Origin of the sequence: Nonomuraea fuscirosea (assembly GCF_003001935.1) — a bacterium.
GTDB classification, from domain to species: domain Bacteria; phylum Actinomycetota; class Actinomycetes; order Streptosporangiales; family Streptosporangiaceae; genus Nonomuraea; species Nonomuraea fuscirosea.
This window is the reverse complement of record NZ_PVNG01000006.1, coordinates 72,919-92,037: the sequence shown is the minus strand read 5'-3', so window position 1 is coordinate 92,037 and position 19,119 is coordinate 72,919. Positions and strand designations below refer to the sequence as shown.

General features: G+C 72.8%; 18 protein-coding genes. 10 read left to right on the top strand and 8 right to left on the bottom strand.

The annotated features are described in order from the left end of the window. Positions 1–25: 25 nt before the first annotated feature. Both B0I32_RS15425 and B0I32_RS15420 read left to right on the top strand, forming a co-directional pair. Positions 26–508 (top strand): MarR family winged helix-turn-helix transcriptional regulator, encoded by a 483-nt coding sequence (locus B0I32_RS15425; protein ID WP_106239387.1) that lies wholly within the window; start codon positions 26–28, stop codon positions 506–508. Between the two features lie 30 nt (positions 509–538). After that, a complete protein-coding gene (locus B0I32_RS15420; protein ID WP_106239385.1) occupies positions 539–1,768 on the top strand; it encodes an epoxide hydrolase family protein in 1,230 nt (409 codons plus the stop codon). 33 nt (positions 1,769–1,801) lie between these two features. On the opposite strand, the gene B0I32_RS15415 is transcribed toward B0I32_RS15420, so the two are convergent. Next, the gene (locus B0I32_RS15415; RefSeq protein ID WP_106239383.1) at positions 1,802–2,296 is read right to left on the bottom strand and encodes an NUDIX hydrolase; all 495 of its coding nucleotides are present in this window, start codon (positions 2,294–2,296) and stop codon (positions 1,802–1,804) included. A 59-nt stretch (positions 2,297–2,355) separates the two neighbouring features. Then, complete coding sequence (locus B0I32_RS15410) at positions 2,356–2,820, bottom strand: hypothetical protein (protein WP_106239381.1); 465 nt, start codon at positions 2,818–2,820, stop codon at positions 2,356–2,358. A 169-nt stretch (positions 2,821–2,989) separates the two neighbouring features. Here B0I32_RS15410 and B0I32_RS15405 point away from each other — a divergent pair, with 169 nt between their 5' ends. After that, positions 2,990–3,910: an AEC family transporter gene (locus B0I32_RS15405; RefSeq protein WP_106239378.1), complete on the top strand. Its 921-nt coding sequence runs from the start codon at positions 2,990–2,992 to the stop codon at positions 3,908–3,910. A 95-nt stretch (positions 3,911–4,005) separates the two neighbouring features. Next, entirely contained in the window at positions 4,006–4,479 is a 474-nt protein-coding gene (locus tag B0I32_RS15400) for a VOC family protein (RefSeq protein ID WP_106240113.1), read from the top strand. A gap of 65 nt (positions 4,480–4,544) precedes the next feature. Here B0I32_RS15400 and B0I32_RS15395 read toward each other — a convergent pair whose 3' ends face one another. Beyond that, positions 4,545–4,979, bottom strand: a complete 435-nt coding sequence (locus B0I32_RS15395; RefSeq protein WP_106239377.1) for a GNAT family N-acetyltransferase — start codon at positions 4,977–4,979, stop codon at positions 4,545–4,547. A gap of 130 nt (positions 4,980–5,109) precedes the next feature. Continuing rightward, a complete protein-coding gene (locus B0I32_RS15390) occupies positions 5,110–6,441 on the bottom strand; it encodes an MFS transporter (RefSeq protein WP_219911828.1) in 1,332 nt (443 codons plus the stop codon). A gap of 113 nt (positions 6,442–6,554) precedes the next feature. Here B0I32_RS15390 and B0I32_RS15385 point away from each other — a divergent pair, with 113 nt between their 5' ends. Next, the gene (locus B0I32_RS15385; protein ID WP_245955845.1) at positions 6,555–8,024 is read left to right on the top strand and encodes a bifunctional transcriptional activator/DNA repair enzyme AdaA; all 1,470 of its coding nucleotides are present in this window, start codon (positions 6,555–6,557) and stop codon (positions 8,022–8,024) included. A 788-nt stretch (positions 8,025–8,812) separates the two neighbouring features. Further along, positions 8,813–9,658, top strand: a complete 846-nt coding sequence (locus tag B0I32_RS15380) for a methyltransferase domain-containing protein (protein ID WP_106239374.1) — start codon at positions 8,813–8,815, stop codon at positions 9,656–9,658. A gap of 660 nt (positions 9,659–10,318) precedes the next feature. Here B0I32_RS15380 and B0I32_RS15375 read toward each other — a convergent pair. The 3 genes from B0I32_RS15375 to B0I32_RS15365 form a co-directional block, all read right to left on the bottom strand. Further along, on the bottom strand, positions 10,319–13,066 hold the full coding sequence (locus B0I32_RS15375) for a DUF7825 domain-containing protein (protein ID WP_106239372.1): 2,748 nt from the start codon (positions 13,064–13,066) through the stop codon (positions 10,319–10,321). A gap of 392 nt (positions 13,067–13,458) precedes the next feature. Continuing rightward, positions 13,459–13,767, bottom strand: a complete 309-nt coding sequence (locus B0I32_RS15370; RefSeq protein WP_106239369.1) for an SIP domain-containing protein — start codon at positions 13,765–13,767, stop codon at positions 13,459–13,461. Positions 13,768–13,810: 43 nt separating this feature from the next. Next, the gene (locus tag B0I32_RS15365; protein ID WP_106239367.1) at positions 13,811–14,005 is read right to left on the bottom strand and encodes an MbtH family protein; all 195 of its coding nucleotides are present in this window, start codon (positions 14,003–14,005) and stop codon (positions 13,811–13,813) included. Between the two features lie 145 nt (positions 14,006–14,150). Here B0I32_RS15365 and B0I32_RS15360 point away from each other — a divergent pair, with 145 nt between their 5' ends. Both B0I32_RS15360 and B0I32_RS15355 read left to right on the top strand, forming a co-directional pair. After that, entirely contained in the window at positions 14,151–14,672 is a 522-nt protein-coding gene (locus B0I32_RS15360) for an RNA polymerase sigma factor (RefSeq protein ID WP_106239365.1), read from the top strand. Beyond that, a complete protein-coding gene (locus B0I32_RS15355; protein ID WP_106239363.1) occupies positions 14,669–15,538 on the top strand; it encodes a hypothetical protein in 870 nt (289 codons plus the stop codon). Before B0I32_RS15360 ends, B0I32_RS15355 begins: the two co-directional genes overlap by 4 nt. On the opposite strand, the gene B0I32_RS15350 is transcribed toward B0I32_RS15355, so the two are convergent. Beyond that, entirely contained in the window at positions 15,460–16,722 is a 1,263-nt protein-coding gene (locus tag B0I32_RS15350) for an NAD(P)/FAD-dependent oxidoreductase (protein WP_106239361.1), read from the bottom strand. The two genes, B0I32_RS15355 and B0I32_RS15350, sit on opposite strands and share 79 nt — an antisense overlap. A 173-nt stretch (positions 16,723–16,895) precedes the next feature. On the opposite strand from B0I32_RS15350, the gene B0I32_RS15345 reads away from it, so the two are divergent. Together B0I32_RS15345 and B0I32_RS15340 are read left to right on the top strand one after the other, a co-directional pair. Next, a complete protein-coding gene (locus B0I32_RS15345; protein ID WP_106239358.1) occupies positions 16,896–17,813 on the top strand; it encodes an RNA polymerase sigma-70 factor in 918 nt (305 codons plus the stop codon). Between the two features lie 69 nt (positions 17,814–17,882). After that, positions 17,883–19,094 carry a cytochrome P450 gene (locus B0I32_RS15340; protein WP_106239356.1) on the top strand — a complete coding sequence of 404 codons (1,212 nt, stop codon included), beginning with the start codon at positions 17,883–17,885 and terminating at the stop codon, positions 19,092–19,094. Positions 19,095–19,119: the final 25 nt, after the last annotated feature.

Here is a 19,119-nt window from a genome sequence, read left to right as displayed (position 1 = left end):
ATCGATATTTGATATAAATACGGGCGTGACGCCCGCGCCACCGGATCCGGAGCCCGGCTCCGCGCCGGACCTCGCACCCGACCTCGACCTCGACGTGCTGGCCACCGCGATCGAGGACTTCAACACCTACTTCATCCGGCTCCCGTCGGTCAGGAGGCTCAGCTTCTCGACGCTGTCGGTGCTGCACACGCTGGAACGCCGGGGGCCGATGCGCCTGACCGCGCTGACGGCGACCGAGCAGCTCAAGCAGCCCGCGCTCACCAGCCTGGTCGCCAAGCTGGAGCAGGACGGGCTCGTCTCGCGCCGCCCCGACCCGCGCGACGGCCGGGCCGTGTTGCTGGAGCTCACCGAGGAGGGCCTGCGCATCGTCCGCTCCCGCCACGCGGACCGGGTGGCGCGGCTGTCCCGGCTGGTGGAGCACCTGGACGAGGACGAGCGGGCGGCGCTGGCCGGCTCGGCGCGGGTGCTCGGCCGCCTGACCGAGATCGCCGCGAGCCTCGGCGACTGACCGCGTACGACCTGCTCCAGGAGGAGACCCATGCCGACCCGGCCGTTCCCGCTCGAACCGCAGCCGCTGCACGTCCCCGACGAGGTCCTCGACGACCTGCGGCGCCGGCTGGTGACGACCCGGTGGCAGCCGGACGCGGGCAACGACGACGGCTACTACGGGGTGCGCCGCGCCTACCTGGAGGAGCTGGTCTCCTACTGGGCGGACGGCTTCGACTGGCGGGCCGCCGAGCGGGAGATCAACGCGTTCGAGCACTACCGGGTGGACGTCGGCGGCGTGCCCGTGCACTTCATGCGCAAGCCCGGCGTCGGCCCCGACCCGGTGCCGCTGATCCTCAGCCACGGCTGGCCGTGGACGTTCTGGCACTGGTCGAAGGTGGCAGGCCCGCTCGCCGACCCGGGCGCGCACGGGGGCGATCCGGCGGAGGCGTTCGACGTGATCGTGCCGTCGCTGCCGGGCTTCGGCTTCTCGACCCCGCTGACGGACCGTCCGGACATGAACTTCTGGAAGATCGCCGAGGTCTGGCACGAGCTGATGACCGGCGTCCTGGGGCACGACAGGTACGCCGCCGGCGGCTGCGACGTCGGCGCGCTGATCACGGGGCAGCTCGGCCACAAGTACGCCGCCGAGCTGCACGGCATCCACATCGGCTCCGCGCTGAAGCTCACGCTGTTCAACGGCGACCGCGCCTGGGACTTCAGCGGCGGCGCGCCCATCCCCTCCGGCCTGCCCGCCGACGTCCACGCGCGGATCCTGGAGATGGACCGGCGCTTCGCCGTGCACCTGGCCGCGCACATGCTGGCGCCGTCCACGCTCGGTCACGGGCTGAACGACTCCCCCGCCGGCATGCTGGCCTGGATCCTGGAACGGTGGGCGAAATGGTCGGACAACGGCGGAGACGTCGAGCGGGTCTTCAGCAAGGACGAGCTGCTCACCCACGCGACGATCTTCTGGGCGGGCGGCGGGATCGGCACCTCGATCCGCACCTACGCCAACAACAACCGCTACCCGTGGACGCCGTCGCACGACCGGTGGCCGGTGGTCGAGGCGCCCACGGGCATCACGTTCGTCGGCCACGAGAACCCGCCCGGCGTGCACACCAGCGAGGAGCGGGTACGCGGGTTCCTCGAGAGTGACCGGGCGGCCTGGTACAACCACGTCAACATCACCGCCCACGACCGCGGCGGCCACTTCATCCCGTGGGAGACCCCTGCGGCGTGGGTGGACGACCTGCGCCGCACGTTCCGCGACCGCCGCTGACGGGCCCGCTACCGGGCTCCGCTCACCGGCGGCTCACAGCCCCAGCCTGACCGGCTCGTCCGGCGCGCCGCCGGCCAGCAGCGCGCCCAGCGTCCCGGCCAGGTCACGGGGCGAGAACAGCTCGCCGCCGTCTCCCGCGGCGATCTCCGCCAGCCTCCACCAGCGCATCCCGTGGATGTGCTCGGCCGCCAGCCGCTCCGCGGACCAGGCGGGGTTCGGGACGAACGCCGGGACCCGTACCAAGTGGTAACGGTTGATCACGCCGTCGTAGCCGGGCGCGTACCCCGGGCCGCTCACCTCCTGATGCCAGACGAGCGGCGGATCGCCGTCCAGGCGCAGCCCGATCTCCTCCATCAGCTCGCGGCGCAGCGCCCGCAGGTCCGTCTCGCCCGGCTCCACCCCGCCGCCCGGCATCGCCCAGACGACGGGGCCGTCCAGGGCGGTCAGGTCGTGGCGGCAGAGCAGGACCCGATCGCCCGGGTCGAGGACGATGGCGCGGACGGACCTGCGCTTGCGCGATTCCGGCATTCCACGCACCTTACCCGAGCCGATCTTGCTCGGGTGCGCTGCCAGGTGCGGTTACCGGATCAAGGGTTGCCGGAGCGGCAGACCGGGTTCGAGCGGAACTCCACGGACGCGCCGGTGCCGTCGGAGATCACCGCCCGGATGTCGTAGCGGAAGGTGGGCTGGCAGCCGATCCCGACGAACGTCCGGTTGTCGTACGCGGGCACGTGCGATCCGTCCACGAACCAGCGGACGCTGACCGGCGCGACCGCTCCGCTGAAGGCGACCGAGCAGAGGAAGCGGCGTGCGAGGCCCTCGCAGCTGCCGCCGGTGAGGGTGAGGGCCGCACTGGCGGCCGCCGCCGAGCCGGCCGCAGTGGACGAGGCCGACGCTGGGAGCGCGCCGGGGAACATCAGCATGGCGGCCGCGGCCACGGCAGGCAGGGTGAGCTTGTACGACGTGCGACGCATGTCCGTCTCCTCCGGGTAGGGGGCTCGGACGGGACCGGTGCCGCGCACGGACGCCTCCGGCGCGGTGATCCCGCTCATCCCTTGCTTCGCCCGGCCCGCGATCCCGGATGACCATCACCGGGCGCCGTTTTCCTCCGGAGCCCCCTCCGCCGCGTCCGTCGCAGGCGACAAGCGGTGCGGACCGGCCAAAACGCCCCGAAGGCCCTCAGATACGCTCCTGAACGTCCAATTCGTGGAAGGGAACAGGTTGTCGGGGGTTGTCGCGGCGTTCGCCGCTCTGGTGTCGGTCGCCGTGCTCGGGTACGTCATCGGTGTCATCGGCGTGCTGCGCGCCACCGACGAGCTGGTGCTGTCGCGGCTGGCGTTCTTCGTGGCCACCCCGGCACTGATGTTCGCCACCGTGTCCCGGGCCGACCTCGGCGCGCTGCTGTCGCCGGTGCTGCTGACCCAGGTCGTCGCGGTGGCGTTCACGGCGCTGGTGTTCGTGCTGGTGGCCAAGCTCGCCTGGCGGCGTACCGCGCGGCAGCTCACGATCGGCGCGCTCGCCTCCTCCTACGTCAACGCGGGCAACCTGGGCGTGCCGATCTCCCTGTACGTGCTCGGCGACGCCGCCCTCGTCGCCCCGATCCTGCTCTTCCAGCTGCTCGTGCTCACCCCGCTCTCCTTCCTCGTCCTGGACAAGGGCTCCCGTTCGCCGCGGGCCGCGCTGCTGCTGCCGCTGCGCAACCCGCTCACCGTGGCCTCGCTGTTCGGGCTCGCGTTCGCGCTGGCGGGGGTCGCGCTGCCGGTCACGGTCATGCGCCCGATCGACCTGCTCGGCGGCGCGGCCGTGCCGGTGGCGCTGCTGGCGTACGGGCTCAGCCTGTACGGCTCGCGCCGCGCCGCCCCAGCCCCGGAGGAGGACGGCGTGGGCCGGGACATCGCCCTGGCGGTGGCGCTCAAGGCGTTCGCGCAGCCCGCGGTGGCGTACGCGACCGCCCGCCTGCTCGGCCTGGAGGGCACGCACCTGCTGGCCGCCACCCTCTTCGCGGCCCTGCCCACGGCGCAGAACATCTACGTGTACGCGGTCACGTACGACACCGGCAGGCGGCTGGCCCGCGGCGCCGTCCTGGTGACCACGGGCCTGTCCATCCCGATCATGGCGACGCTCGGCGCGGTCCTCGGCTGACCTCGAAAAAAACTTCGCGGCGGATGTCGATCCGCGCCCGGCGTGTTCGACGCCCTGGTGAACGACCACGACGACTCCCGATGGAGGGACTCACCATGCGGAAGATCACCACGTGCCTCTGGTTCGAAAGCCAGGCCGAGGAGGCCGCCACCCTTTACACGTCGCTGATCGCCGGCTCCCGGATCCTGGAGGTCCAGCGGTTCGGCGAGGCCGGCCCCGGTACCCCCGGGACGGCCATGGCGGTCACGTTCGAGCTGGCCGGCCAGCAGTTCATGGCGCTGAACGGCCGGCCGGGCTCCGCCTTCACCGAGGCGGCGTCCGTGTACGTGGCCTGCGAGTCGCAGGCGGAGATCGACGAGCTGTGGGCCAGGCTCACCGCGGACGGCGGCGAGGAGGGGCAGTGCGGGTGGTTGAAGGACCGCTGGGGTGTCTCCTGGCAGATCGTCCCCCGGCAGCTGTCTGAGCTGCTCGGCCACGCCGACCCGGTGGCGGCTCAGGGGGCGATGAAGGCGATGCTCGGCATGCGCAAGCTCGACCTGGCCGCCCTGTACGAGGCCGCCGGCCTCTGAGGCCGATCCCCGCCCGGCGCAGAGGCAGCTGGGCGGGATGCCGCCGCGCTACGACGCGGGTCGCGTCAAGGGCTGACGTAGTGGTGCACCAGGGCGGGCTCGCCTGCCGCGTTGAGCCAGGCGGCCCGGTCGCTGCCGATCCTGCGCCAGCCCGCGCGCTCGTAGAAGGCGATGGCCGCCTTCCCCTCCGAGGAAACCTGCAGCTTGAGCGGCCCGGCCGCGGCGGCCCTGGCGGTTTCGAGGAGCCGCGCGGCCAGTCCGCCGCCGCGCGCCGCCGGGGTCACGAACAGCCGCACGATCTCCGCGTCCCCGGTCAGCCCCACATGCCCGACCACCACACCCGACTCCACCGCGATCCAGGCCGCCGCCAGGTCATCGGGCGTCAGCCAGCCGCCCGGATCGTCCGGCCAGTCCACCGGATACCGGTCGGCGGCCTGGACCTGAGCGAGCGCGTCGACACATGCGGGAAGGTCTTGCGGGGTTCTGGGGCGGATCGTCACCCGGGCAAGGGTAGCCGCGACGTCACCCGGCCCCGGCACCGCGGTCGATCCTTATCCGGGGCGTCGCACCGGCCTTCCTGACAGACGCGTGCTCAAACTCAGCCGTCGCTGCGGAACGGCCCCGTTCCGGTCAGTGCTTCATGCTCAGCAGGACCGCGGCGGGAACAGCCGCGACGAGGGTCATGACGAGCGCGGCGGGGCCGAGCAGGCCGGCCGCCAGGAGGGGGGTGACGATCGCGGCGCCGATCGGCGGCGTCGCCTGCATGAGCGTCCTGAGGATGGCGAAGCCCCGGCCACGCAGGGGCGCGGGGATGCGGGCCATGCGCAGCGACTGCGCCCAGATGGTCATGGGCGCGCTGAACATCCCGATGACGAGGAACCCCGCGAGGACGGTGATCGTGAGCGGGGCGGTCAGCAGCGCCAGGAACCCGGCTGCGGCGACGAGCTGGACTCCGGCGATGGCCCTGAGCGGGCGAGCCCGCGGCGTCCTCGCGCCGGCGACCGCCGCACCGGCCAGCTCGCCCGCCGCCAGAGCGGCGAGCAGCAGGCCCAGAGCTTGCGGACCGCCCTGGAGCTGGGTCTTGGCCAGCCAGGGGCCGGTGACGAGCAGCATGCCCACGGCGATGTTGAAGGCCATGAACGCGAGCGTGGTCGCGACCAGCACCCGGTCACGCAGCAGGGTCATGAGCGTGCCACGCGCCGACTCCGGCACCGCTTCCGCCGACGGTTCCGTCGCCGCTTCCCGCGGCGGTTCCGTCGCCGGAGACGCCTGCGGTGCGAGAGGGCGGCGGACGACGGAGGGGCGGCGGACAGCGAAGGGCGGACGGACGGAGGCAGGCCGGCGCACGACGAGGGGACGGCGGACGGTGAGGGCTGCCACGGCGAACAGCGCATAGGAGAGGGCGTCGAAGGCCAGCACGGCCTCGCCGCCGAACCCGGCGATCAGGACACCGCCCAGAGCGGGTCCGATCATGCCCGAGAGGCTGAAGCTCAGGCTCTCCAGCGCGTTGGCCGCGTCCCGATCCCGCTCGGGGACGAGGTCCGGGATCGCCGCCGGAAACCCGGCCAGGGGCACCATCCTGAACAGCCCGTACACCGCGGCGACCACGAACGGCATCGCCGGCGGCACCTCGCCCACCAGCGACACGACCGGGATCGACGCCATCGCCCCGCCCCGGACCACGCTGTCGACGGCCAGCACATGCCGCTTGTCGAACCGGTCCAGCACCGGCCCGGCCAGCAGCCCGCCCACGAACACCGGCAGCGTGTGGCAGACGGTCAGCAGCCCGAGCCGCCGCACCCCGTCAGGCTGGGACAACACCAGCCACGTCAGCGCGACGAACGTCATCCCGTCGCCCACGAGCGAGACGGACGAACCCAGCCAGAGGACGCGGAAGTCACGCCGCGACAGCGCCCGCCGGTATCCGGCCAGACGGCCGCCGGCGACATCGTTCACCATCATGCGGACAAAGCCTGGTCCCGGCCCGCCCGCCGGCGCTGGCGGGCATCGGCCGCCGACCGTCGCCGTCCGATGCCCGCCAGTCGTGCTCCCGTCCCTGTGGCACGCTTGATGAGGTGATCGAGGACGAGCTGGCGTACGCGGCCATGCGGAGCCGTGACCCGCGCTTCGACGGATGGTTCTACGTCGCCGTCACCACGACCCGCGTCTACTGCCGTCCGAGCTGCCCGGCCGTCATGCCGAAGCCGCAGCACGTGCGGCTGTTCCCGACCGCGGCGGCGGCGCAGGTCAACGGGTTCCGGGCGTGCAAGAGGTGCCGTCCCGACGCGGCCCCGGGATCCCCCGAGTGGAACACGCGCACGGACCTGATCGGCCGGGCCATGCGGCTGATCGCCGACGGGATCGTCGACCGCGAAGGCGTCACCGGGCTGGCCGCCCGCCTCGGCTACAGCCCGCGCCAGGTGCACCGTCAGCTCGTCGCCGAGGTCGGCGCCGGACCCCAGGCCCTGGCCAGGACGCGACGGGCGCAGACCGCGCGGATGTTGCTGGAGTCCGGCCCGCTGCCGATCAGCGACGTGGCCTTCGCCGCCGGGTTCGCCAGCATCAGGCAGTTCAACGACACCATCAGGCAGGTGTACGCGACGACGCCGAGCCGGTTGCGCGGCGCCGGGAACGGTGCCCAGCCGCCGGGGGTCACCACGGTGCGGCTCGCCTACCGGCCGCCCATGGACGTGCCCGCGCTGCTGGCCTGCCTGGGCGCGCGGGCCGTTCCCGGCATCGAGCACTATGACGGCGACGCCTACAGCAGGTCGCTGTCGCTGCCGCACGGCGCGGGCGTGATCACGTTGCGGCCCGGGGCCGGGCACGTAATCTGCGCTCTGCGGCTGGAGGACCTCAGAGACCTCGCCGCCGCGGTGCAGCGCTGCCGGCGGCTGCTCGACCTGGACGCCGACCAGCAGGCCATCGACGCCTTCCTCGGCGCGGACCCGGCGCTGGGACCGCTGGTCGCGGCCCGCCCCGGCCTCCGGGTGCCGGGTTGCGCCGATCCTGGAGAACTGGCGATCCGGGCGGTGCTCAGCCACCGGACGCGAGCCGCGACGGTACGCGACCTGCTCGCCGGCCTGGTCAGCACGTACGGGACACCGCTCACCACCCCCTTCGGCGCGATAACCCATGTGTTCCCCGACATGTCGGTCCTGGCGGACACCGCGTCCGCAGGCCGTACCGGGCGGGAGCTGGCCCGCGCGCTGGCCGACGGAACGCTCAGGCTGGACACCGGCTGCGACCCCGCCCAGGCGCGCAAGCAACTGCGCGACATCCCCGGGATGAGCCGGTGGGCGATCGCCTGCATCCAGATGAGGGTCCTCGGCGATCCCGACGTCCTCCTCCCCGGCCTGCCGGTACGGCGAGCCGTGCACCGCCTCGCCGCCGATCCCGGCCGGTGGCGCCCCTGGCGCTCATACGCCATGCGGCACCTGGCCCTCATACCCGACACCTCCGGGAGCCGGCCCCACGCCGCGTCTGCCACACGACCACGACTTCCGCGGCACCACCCGCGCGTAACCCACGGCACCACCCGCTCGTAACCCACGGCGCCGTCCGTTCGTAGCCCGCGTGCAGTCCCCATCCGCAACACGAGGCAGGGCCGGTTTGCCCACCGCATCGCGCCCTCCCGCTCGCAGCACCTCAGCTCGTCTCGTCCAGGGGAGCTCGTCGAGCCGCCCATCCCGGGAGTAGGTGCACCCCGGTTCTGCCTCCACCCTCAACCACGCCCACGTCGCGTCCTCCCGCCCGTATCACCCCGGCTCATCCGCTCAGAGGAGCTGGTCGAGCCACCCGCCCCGGGTGCAGGTGCGCTCAGGTCGTGCCGCCCCAGCCCCGCCGCGCCCACGTCGTGCACTCCCATCGGCAGCAGGAGATGGCCCAGCCCTTCCGGGCTCCTCCCCCACACACGACGCACCGGCCGCCCGACCCGTCCTCAGACCGGCGGCATCCCGAATCGCCCCCTTTGGGCGGCACTCCGGGTCGCCCAACCGTCCTTCAGCCGCAGCGCCCCGGCCCATCCCTTCCGTTCTCCGGGGGCAGTGCCCCGGCCCATCCCTTCCGTTCTCCGGGGGCAGTGCCCCAGCTCATCCCTTCCGTTCTCCGGGGGGCAGCGCTCCGGCTCATCCCTTTTGTCTCCCCGGGGGCAGCGCTCCGGGGCGTCCATTCCGCCCTTCGACCCGAAACGCTTGGTCGCCTATCTCACCCTCCCGCCGGCAGCACGCCGGCCTGCCGCTCCTCCCCTCCGACCAACAGCAACCCAGCCCTCCCACGGCCACGCGCAGCATATGGCGATTGACATAGTGGGCGCTTGCCCATTTATAGTGGGCACATGACCACTTCTACGCCGGACTCCGGCCGTACGTCCATGTCCACCCCCGGCAACGCCCACGTCGCGAACTCTCATCGGCAGCGGGAGATGGCCGAGTCCTTCGGGGTGGACGCCGAACGTTACGACCGCACCCGCCCCGCCTACCCGGACGCCCTGATCGATCAGATCATCGCCACCAGCCCCGGGCGCGACGTCCTCGACGTCGGCTGCGGCACCGGCACCGCCATGCGGCAGTTCCTGTCGGCCGGCTGCACCGTGCTGGGCGTCGAACCCGACCCGCGCATGGCCGCCTTCGCCCGCCGGGGCGGGCTCGACGTCGAGGAAGGGACGTTCGAGACCTGGGACCCTGCCGGCCGCACCTTCGACGTCGTCGCCGCCGGGACGGCCTGGCACTGGATCGACCCGATCGCCGGCGTCACCCAGGCCGCGCGCATCCTGCGGCCTGGCGGGCGGCTGGCGGCCTTCTGGCACGTCTACCAGCTGCCGGCGGAGGTGTTCGAGTCCTTCACCGCCGCCTTCCGGCAGGCCCTGCCCGTGTCACCGGTCAACGGCCAGGCGCCCGGCCAGTCCCTCGACGCCTACCAGCCGCTGCTCACCAAGGCCGCGAACGGCATCCGCGAGGCGGGCGGCTTCGCTGAGCCCGAGCAGTGGCGGCACGACTGGGAGCGGACCTACACCCGCGACGAGTGGCTCGACCAGCTCCCCACCTCGGGCACCCTCACCCGGCTCCCGCGCGAGGAACTGGAGCCGATCCTGGACGCTGTCGGCGCCGCCATCGACGCCCTCGGAGGCCGCTTCACCCTGCCGTACGCCACCATGACCGTCACCGCGACCCGGCTTTCCTGAGCCCGGCCCGGCCGACTACCCCCGGCCGACGCTAGCCCGGCAGCGGACCCGGCTTTCCTGAGCGACCAGGCCTTCTTGAGCAACCTGCCTCTTTGAGTAACCACCTCCCGATGCGCGCGCATCCCCTGGCGACCCTCTTACGCCACCCGACCGGGTCTCCCTACAGGGATCGGCGTCCCTTGAGTTGCCTCCTCCCGCCGAGCAACCGACGTCTCTTGGGAGACCCTCTCGCGCCACCCGGCCGGTCTCCCTACAGGAACCGGTGCCGCTGGCCGATGTCCCTCGAAAGACCCGCCTCCGCTGAGCGACCGGCGCCTCATGAGCGACCCTCTTACGCCGCCCGACCGGCTCCCTACAGGGATCGGTCTCCGCTGAGCGACCCGCTTCCCACGCAAGCCGTCTCCGCATCTTGACCCACTTCCATAAGCGACCATCCCCCGAACTACCGGGCACCCAGAACGGTCGACTCCCTGAAACGACCAGCCCGAACGACAGGCCCCCGAACTACCGGCCCCCGAACGACCGCTCGCCTGGCCGGTCTCCCTTGACAAGCCGCCTCCGGCACTCAACCCGCCCCATCGAGCAACCCGCTGCTGGGTCGTCGTTGCTTGTTGTGTTTCAGTTCTTTCTCTTCGAAAGATTTGCAGGTAGCGATGGCCTTTACGTTGTAGATTTCTGCGGTGACGCGTCGGCGATCCCGATCAGTCGTCGCGCCTCCAGGACGAGTCTGGACGATCCCTTGCGGGCCGCGAGCGCCGCCACCTCCGGCAGGTCGGCCCGGGCGCCCGCGATCCTGGCGGCCCGTGCCCCCGCCGCCAGGAGGTCCGCCGCTCCGGCTCGGGGCCGCTCCCCCTCCTTGGGCAGCAGGCCGGGCAGCAGGTGGGTGATCACCGCCCACACCGCCTCGTGCGCCCCGGCCTGGTTGGCGTCGTCGAGGACCGACACCACCCGGTTGAGCCGGATGAACTCCTGCGTCACCAGGTCCGTCACCGCCTCGCCCAGCTCCCGTGCCGGCACCTCGCCGCGCGCAGCCAGGGTGAGGAAGGCGTCGGTGGCGGCGGCTCGTTCCGCGGTCTTCTCGTGGCTCATCCCGCAGGCCAGGGCGTAGGCCGTGGCTAAGCCGAGCGGCCCGTCGCCGTGGGTGAGGACCGCGAGCGCGCGCGTCTGGCCGTCGCTGGACTCCATGGACGACGGCAGGTAGCCGGTCAAATGTGCCGCCGCGAGCTCCCGGTGGCCGGGCAGGGCGAGCGGCCACCAGGTGAGGGTGTAGCTGTGGCCCGACCGCATCTCGAACAGGGCGCGGATCTCCTCGGGCAGCCCGTCGGACGCGGGGATCTCGGGCTCCGCCTCGAGCAGGTGCCACCCCGCCTGGTTGTAGCGGCCCCAGCGCCGTACGGACATGCTCACCGGCGGATCGGCCAGCCCTCCGCTCCGCATCCATGCCGCGCACTCGCGCCCCGCGTCGGACGTCAGCCGGCCCGCCCGCTCCACCTCAGGCGCGGAGAACGTGCGCGGCAGCCGGAGCAGCGCCTGGGCCAGGTCGGCCGGCAGGGCCCGCACGCCCTCGGTCTCCAGCAGCTCCAGCCGGTCGAGCAGGGTGGCCGGGTCGAGGTGGCCGGTGCCCGATGTGGGCGTGGCCAGCAGGACCGGGTAGCCGGTGCCCTCCTCGAACGGCGTCACCAGCTCCAGCGCGCGGCGCAGGTAGAGGCGGTCGAGCGGGCCGGGGGACGCCGGTCGCCGCCGTGTCCCGGACGCGGCCAGGGTCAGGCTGATGCTGTGCTCAGGGGCGGCGAAGGCGAGGAAGGCTCGGGAGACGGCTTGGATCAGGTCCTCGTGGATCTCGCTGCCGTAGTGACCGTACCAAGAGGGATTGAACGGGTACCACCAGGACCGCAGCGCCTCGCGCAGCTCGTCCGGCGCGCGGTGCGACCACTCGGCCAGGCCAGCCAGCAGGCGTTCGAAGGTGTGGACGTCCTGGGCCCAGCGCCCGGCGGTGAGGACCTCGACGAGTTCGCCGGGCGAGGCGACGGGCGGGGGCATCGCCGGCACGGCGGGGAGGATCAGCGGGAGCGCGGCGGGCGCCTCGGCCGCGGCGATGCCGCCCCCGAACGCCGCCGAGACCCGTTCCCGCAGTTCGTCGGGCAACTCGGTGGCGGCCTGGCGCACCGCTTCGCGCGCCGCCTGTCCCGCGCGGGGCGCGAGTTTGACGGCCAGGCGTACGGCGCGATCCTGCAAGGCCAGCGTGTCCTGGGCGAAGATCAGCGCCAGCGCCTCCAGCACCGTGCCGGTCCGGCCGGCGTCGCGCAGCACCGCGTCGCCCGCCCACGACATGGCCGCCCGCAGCAGCTTCTTCTCCGGCCGGAACGCCAGCGCCCGCATCGCCTCCTCGAACAGCTCTTCCTCCAGCCGTCCCGCCTCCTCCAGTCGCCGCAGCTGGGCGAGCGCCAGATCGGCCACCGCGACCGGCCCCGCGGGCAGCAGCCGGGCGTAGTCTTCGGCCCGCGCGTACGCCTCGTCGATGTCGGGGTCCAGCCGGTCGTGCAGGCCCGCCAGCGGTACGAGCGCGCCGGGGCCGTCGCGCAGCAGCCGCCCCACGACCGCGTCGAGGACGGCCACGCGGTCCAGCCGGCCGGTGTCGACGAGCCGCACGACCGTCTCGACGACCTGCCACAGGTCGGTCTCCGCCAGCGCGTCGATCTCGAAGATCCGGTCGACGTAGGCGGCGAACAGCGGATCGTCCGCGACCTGTCCCACCTGCTTGATCGGCCCCGCAACCTGCCCCGGGGTCGACCCTTCGATCGGCCCCACGACCGGCCCTTCGATCAGCCCCGCGATCGGCCCCTCGACCGACCCCACGGACGACCCTTCGATCGGCCCCGCAACCTGCCCCGCAACCTGCCCGGCGATCGGCCCTTCGATCGGCCCCCTGATGGGCTCCGAGCACAGTTCGCGCAGCCAGCCGACCATGAACGCGTCGTCGCCGGGCGGCTCGATGCCCGTTTCGCGGACGAGCCGTGCCGCCAGCCCCCAGCGCCGCAGCTCCGGCACCCGCAGCCGCCCGCACATCCGCCGCGCCAGGTCGGCCCGCCATGCCACCGGCCGCCCGCCCAGCAGTTCGAGCACCCGCTCGGCGGCCTCCGCCTCGCGCCACCACCGGAACTCGCGCCGGAACAACCACGACGCCACGGCCGCCGGGCCGCCCAGGCACACCACGCCGGCCAGCACGAGCGGCGTCATCTGCCGGTCCCACGACTCCCATCCCGCGGCGCGGGCCTCGCCGGTGACGTACGCGGGCAACTCGGCGGCGACCGCCTTCCGGCCGGCCGCGTCCAGCTCGGTGACCATCCTGATCGTGCCGAACACGTCGCCCGCTCGCACCAGCTTGCGCACGTCCGCCCACGCGTCCACGCCTGCACCTCCTTAGGGAGGCACCGCGCCTCCATACCGAAAAGGGACGGCCGGGCGCGGCCTGATCACGGCCGCGCCGACCATGATCGGGACACTAGCGACCGGGGACGACAATTCCGGGATCACGACGGTCTCCGTGACCGCAGTGGGATCACGACGGCTTCCCGGTCGCACTTGAGGAGATGTCGACGGCTCCCCATCGCCCCCGACAAGGCCTCGGCGGGTCCCCATCGCCTCCAGCGACGTCTTGACGGCTCCCGGTCGCCCTAGGGGAGGTCTCGACGAGTCTCCACCCCGCCCATGGCGGGATCATGGCCGGTCCCAGGTCCCTGGCGCCGGTGGGTACACCACTTCCATGGTCGCGGCCCGCCGGCGACAGCGCGCCGCCGAGCTCAGTGATGGCGCCAGTAGCCGCAGAACATGCTCCCCCACCACCACCCGTAGCACGGCTCCTGAGGAACGGGCAGGCTCAGCGCCGCCGTGCCGGGCACCGCGCCGGGGTCGTCGCGGACGATCCAGCTCACCGCGACCCCCTCAGGGTGGTCGAGCGGCTGCCGGTCCTGCGGCGAGGGGATCTCGGCGCCTCCGAGCGTGACGCGGGCGACGTGCGGCGGCAGGCGTTCGCGGCGCAGGACCCGCAGGACGAGGAGTTCCGACGTCCGGGGCTTGATCCTGGTGCTGTTCAGGTTGCCGCGGGCCACGCGGGGCTGTTCTTCCGCAGACGCACGCCTTTACGTTGTAGATTCACCGGCGGAGGCTGCGGGGACGCAGATCGGTCCAGTTGCCGGCCACGTACGCGAGACAGGCCGCCCGCGCGTCAGGCCCGAAGCGGACCTCCCAGCCGTCGGGCACGGCCGCGAAGGAGGGCCAGATTGAATGCTGGTCCTCGTCGTTGACCAGGACCAGGAACTCGCCGTCCGGGTCGTCGAAGGGGTTCATCGGTTCGCTCCTTAGTTAGGTAAGCCTTGCCTAATTTGATCGGAAAGTCGTGATCTGTCAAGGAGGAAACGGACAGTGAGGTGCAACACCTGGCGGGGTGCCGGACACTGACCACGGTGTCAGGCACCTTTCGCGAGGAGAATCTGTGACACACCGGGATCGCTTCGAAGCGGTCTACGACGCGTACTATCCGGCGATCCACCAGTACGCCGCCCGCCGTACCGGCTCGGCCGACGACACCGCCGACGTCATCTCGGAGACGTTCCTCATCGCCTGGCGACGCGCCGGCGAGATCCCGGAGGGCGAGCGGGCGCTGCTGTGGTTGTACGGCGTGGCGCGCCGGGTGCTGGCCAACCACCGGCGCGGCGACTCGCGCCGGGCCATGCTCGCCGACCGGCTGCGCGCCGAGCTGTCGGCCCAGCGGCCGGAGCGAGCGGCGGGGCCGGGCGAGCTGGACCACGTACGCGCCGCGTTCGACCGGCTGCCCGAGCGCGACCGCGAGGTTCTGGCGCTGGCCTGCTGGGAGGAGCTGACCAGCGAGCAGATCGCCAAGGTCGTGGGCTGCACGGCCATCGCCGCCCGGACCCGCCTGCACCGGGCGCGCAGACGACTGGCGGCGGCGCTGGAGCGGCGGCCGTCCTCGACGATCGTGATGGGGGAAGCGTGAACGGCATCGACCACCTGGTGAAAGCTATCGACCCCGCACCGCGGGCGCCGGAGCGAGGGCCCGGCGCGCGCGAGCTGCGGGCGGAGATCATGGCGACCGAGCCGGCGCGCAGCCGCCCGTTTCGAGTAAGGACGCGCGGGTTCGTGCTCGCGGGGGCGGCGACCGCGCTGGCCGTGGCCGGCGCGATCGGGATCGGCCTGCCCGCGACCGGCCCGGCCACCGAGTACGCCAACGCGGCCGTCGCCATCAAGAAGGCCGCGGACCACTTCACCGTCACCGTCACCGACCCGGCCGCGGATCGCGAGCGTTTCGAGGAGGCCTTCCGCGCCGTCGGGCTGAACGTCACGGTGAAGATCGTCCCCGTGGCCCCGGGGAAGGAGGGCGAGCTCATCGGCCCCGTCGTGCCCGGGGGTTTCCGCTGGCACGGGAGCGTCGGCGTGCAGGCGGTGCGGCCGTGCGCGTCCGCGTTCTGCGGCAAGGTGTGGCTGCCGTCTGACTTCCCCGGACGGGTCGTGTTCGGGATCGGGCGGCAGGCGGCCGCCGGCGAGGCGTACGTGCGCGACGACCTCGCCACGGATTCCGAGTGCATGACCGGCTACCCGGCCCACGGCAGAACGGTCGAAGCCGTGCGGGCCGAGGTGCTGCGGCGCGGGGCGAAGATCGGCTACCGCCTGCTCTGGTCCTCCCCCGGAGGCGGCTGGTACGAGCAGTCCGTCCCGGCGGAAAGGATCGAGGCGGACTGGATCGTGGCCGGCTGCCGCCCGTACAGCTCCGACACCATGGAGGTCTACGTCAAGCCCGGCCCCGGCGCCGGCCCGGCCCCCGATCCGCGCACGGTCGCCACGCCCGAGTGGTACGACGACTGAGCCGCGCCGGCCGCCAGGCGGCGCCTGCGCCTGGGCAGGCCGTAGGTGGGGTGCCGGGTGGCCCACAGCGCCATCCTGAGGATCCACGCCTTGATCCGCGCGCCCTCGCGGCCGCCGTAGTACCGCGGTTTCGCCCGCCCTTCTTCGTCGAACGTCTGCAGGATCCCGTCCCGCCGTCCGAGACTGATGTGGTTGTACGTGTGGACCAGCCTGGTGTGCACGATCCTGCGCCCGGTCAGGCGCCCCACGATCGCCTCGATGGCCTGCCGCCCGGTGTAGCCCGCCGAGGCGCAGGACATCGGCAGCGGCTGGCCGTGGTCGCCGACGACGTGGACGCTGTCGCCGACGGCGTACACGTTCGGGTGCGAGACCGACCGCATGGTGCGGTCGACGACGATCTGACCGGTCCCGGTGACCTCCAGCCCGCCGGCGGCGGCGATGGAGGTGACGGCGAAGCCGGCCGTCCACACGGTCGCGTCGGACGCCAGGGCGGTGCCGTCGGCGCACCGCACCCGCGCCGCTTCCACGGCCGCGACGCTGGTGTGCTCCAGGACGGTGACGCCGAGCCGGTCGCAGGCCCGTCGCAGGTGGCCGCGGGCCCCGGCGGAGAGCCGGGCGCCCAGCTCACCGCGGGCGATGAGCGTCACCGACAGGCGGGGCCGTGATTCGGCGATCTCGGTGGCGGTCTCGATGCCGGTCAGCCCGTCGCCGACGACCACCACGTTCCCGTTCCCGCCTGGCCTGGACAGCCTGTCCAGGCGTTCGCGCAGGCGCAGCGCCGAGGGCCGGCCGGTGACGTCGAAGGCGTGCTCGGCCACGCCGGGGACGCCGTGGTCGGCGACGCGACTGCCGAGCGCGTAGACGAGCGTGTCGTAGCCGAGCTCTTCTCCACCTTCGCCGTCAGCGTCAGCGGCGGCCACGGTGACGACCTGGCGTAGGGGGTCCACGGCGGTGACGCGGGCCAGGCGCAGCCGTATCCCCGTGCCCGCGAAGACGTCGGCGAGCAGGGGCGCCTCCACCTCCTGCCCAGCAGCGACCTGGGGCATCCGCATGCGCTGGACGAAGTGCGGCACGGCGTTGACCACGGTGATCTCGGTGTCCTCCGGGGACAGCCGGCGTGCCAGGTTCCCGGCCACGTAGGCCCCGGCGTATCCGGCGCCGAGGACGACGATGCGGTGCTTCATGGGTGACTCCTCGTGTTGATCCCGGCCGGCGGAGGCAGGGCGTCCTGACCATGCGGCGCCGGCGCCCCGCGACCTGTGACAGCGCGGCCATGTGACGTGTGTCACCGGGCGCGGGTGTCACACAACGGCGGGCTCCGACGCCTTGTGCATAGAGCGACAGGCAGGAGCCAGATATGAACGAGTACGGGGACGCCACGAGGAGCGGCCGGACGGACCCGGCCACCGAGGTGTTCCTCGCCCACCGCAACCTGCTGTTCACCGTCGCCTACGAGCTGCTCGGCTCGGCGGCCGACGCCGAGGACGCCCTGCAGGAGACCTGGTTGCGGTGGGTCAGGGTCGACCTCGGGCAGGTGCGGGACCAGCGCGCCTACCTGGTGCGGATCACCACCCGGCGCGCGCTCGACCGGCTGCGCGCCGTCCGGCGCCGCAAGGAGGAGTACGTCGGCCCCTGGCTGCCCGAGCCGCTGCTGACCACGCCGGACGTGGCCGAGGACGTCGAGCTCGCCGAGAGCGTGTCGATGGCGCTCATGCTCGTCCTCGAGACGCTCTCCCCCACCGAACGCGCCGTCTTCGTCCTGCGCGAGGTGTTCGGCGTCAGTCACGAGGAGATCGCCGCCGCCGTCGGCAAGAGCCCGGTGGCCGTCCGGCAGATCGCGCACCGGGCCCGCCGGCATGTCGAGTCACGCCATCCGCGTGAGGTGGTCTCCCCGGGCCAGACCCGGGTGGCGCTGGAGTCGTTCCGGCGCGCGCTGGAGACCAGAGACCTGCAGGGCCTGCTCGACGTGCTCGCCCCTGACGTCGTCCTGGTGAGCGACGGCGGCGGCGTCAAGCAGGCCGCGCCGCAGCCGGTCACCGGTGCCGGCAAGGTGGCCCGCATGATCGTCAACGGGCTTGGCCGAGCCCCGTTCGCGCTCGCCAGCGAGCCCGCAATGGTCAACGGCAACCCGGCGCTGCTGCTCCGCCTGGACGGCGCGATCGACGGCGTCATCGCGGTCCGGGTCGAGGACGCCCGCATCACCGGCCTCTATTACGTCCGCAACCCGCAGAAGCTGACCCGCATCGCCTCCGAGACCCCGCTCACCCTGCGCTGAACACCGGCGCCACACCCGAGGCCGTCGCCGGCACGGACAGAACCCGCCAGATCCATCAGGAGGTCATTCATGATGAAGAGCCGCACCGAAATCGAGCTGCCGGTCGAGCGGGACTGCCCGTTCGCCCCGCCCACCACCTACGACCGGCTGCGCGAGCAGGCGCCGATCAGCCGGGTCCGCCTGGCCGCCGGCGGCGAGGCGTGGTGGGTGGCCGGGCACGAGGAGGGCCGCGCCGTCCTCGCCGACCCCCGTTTCTCCTCCGACAAGCGCAAGGACGGTTTCCCGCTCTACAGTCTCGATCCGGCGACCCTGCGCCAGCTCCGTGAGCAGCCGCCGTTGCTGCTCGGCATGGACGGCGCGGAACACGCCGCGGCCCGCCGCCCGGTGATCGGCGAGTTCACCGTGCGGCGGCTGGCCGCGCTGCGCCCGCGGATCCAGGCCATCGTCGACCACTTCGTCGACGATCTGCTCGCCGCCGACCGGCGACCGGTCGACCTGGTGCGGGCGCTGTCCCTGCCGGTGCCGTCCCTCGTGATCTGCGAGCTGCTCGGCGTCCCGTACGCCGACCACGACTTCTTCCAGAGCCGTGCCTCCATGATGGTGAGCCGGAGCTCGCTCGAAGACCGGCGGCGAGCCTTCGCCGACCTGCGCGCCTACCTCGACGACCTGGTCACCCGCAAGGAGTCGGCACCCGGCGACGATCTGCTCGGCCGGCAGATCGCCCGGCAGCGGCGGGAGGGCGCCGTCGACCACGGGGGCCTGGTGAGCCTGGCGTTCCTGCTGCTGACCGCCGGGCACGAGACCACGGCGAACATGATCTCGCTCGGCGTGGTCGGGCTGCTCTCCCACCCGGAACAACTCGCCGTGATCAGGAACGACTCGGACAGGACGCCCTTGGCCGTGGAGGAACTGCTGCGCTACTTCGCCGTCGCCGACGGGGTCACCACCCGGGTGGCCACCGAGGACGTGCGGATCGGCGGGGTGAGCATCAAGGCCGGCGATGGTGTCGTCGTCTCGACGCTGTCGGCCAACTGGGACCCCGCGGCGTTCACGGAACCGGGCGAACTGGACGTCGAGCGCGGGGCCCGCCACCATCTCGCCTTCGGCTTCGGCCCGCACCAGTGCCTCGGCCAGAACCTGGCCAGGATGGAGCTGCGGATCGTCTTCGACACCCTGTTCCGCCGCGTCCCCGCCCTGCGGCTCGCCGTACCGGCCGGGGATCTGCCGTACAAGGCCGACGCCGTCGTCTACGGCGTGCACGAACTCCCGGTCACCTGGTGAGCGGGACGTCGATCACCTCGGCGAC

What these genes read in the sequence shown, in the direction of transcription:
- B0I32_RS15420 (WP_106239385.1), top strand. Translation starts at nt 539, where the DNA reads ATGCCGACCCGGCCGTTCCCGCTCGAACCGCAGCCGCTGCACGTCCCC.
- B0I32_RS15415 (WP_106239383.1), bottom strand. Translation starts at nt 2,296, where the DNA reads ATGCCGGAATCGCGCAAGCGCAGGTCCGTCCGCGCCATCGTCCTCGAC.
- B0I32_RS15410 (WP_106239381.1), bottom strand. Translation starts at nt 2,820, where the DNA reads ATGAGCGGGATCACCGCGCCGGAGGCGTCCGTGCGCGGCACCGGTCCC.
- B0I32_RS15400 (WP_106240113.1), top strand. Translation starts at nt 4,006, where the DNA reads ATGCGGAAGATCACCACGTGCCTCTGGTTCGAAAGCCAGGCCGAGGAG.
- B0I32_RS15390 (WP_219911828.1), bottom strand. Translation starts at nt 6,441, where the DNA reads ATGATGGTGAACGATGTCGCCGGCGGCCGTCTGGCCGGATACCGGCGG.
- B0I32_RS15380 (WP_106239374.1), top strand. Translation starts at nt 8,813, where the DNA reads ATGACCACTTCTACGCCGGACTCCGGCCGTACGTCCATGTCCACCCCC.
- B0I32_RS15365 (WP_106239367.1), bottom strand. Translation starts at nt 14,005, where the DNA reads ATGAACCCCTTCGACGACCCGGACGGCGAGTTCCTGGTCCTGGTCAAC.
- B0I32_RS15350 (WP_106239361.1), bottom strand. Translation starts at nt 16,722, where the DNA reads ATGAAGCACCGCATCGTCGTCCTCGGCGCCGGATACGCCGGGGCCTAC.
- B0I32_RS15345 (WP_106239358.1), top strand. Translation starts at nt 16,896, where the DNA reads ATGAACGAGTACGGGGACGCCACGAGGAGCGGCCGGACGGACCCGGCC.
- B0I32_RS15340 (WP_106239356.1), top strand. Translation starts at nt 17,883, where the DNA reads ATGATGAAGAGCCGCACCGAAATCGAGCTGCCGGTCGAGCGGGACTGC.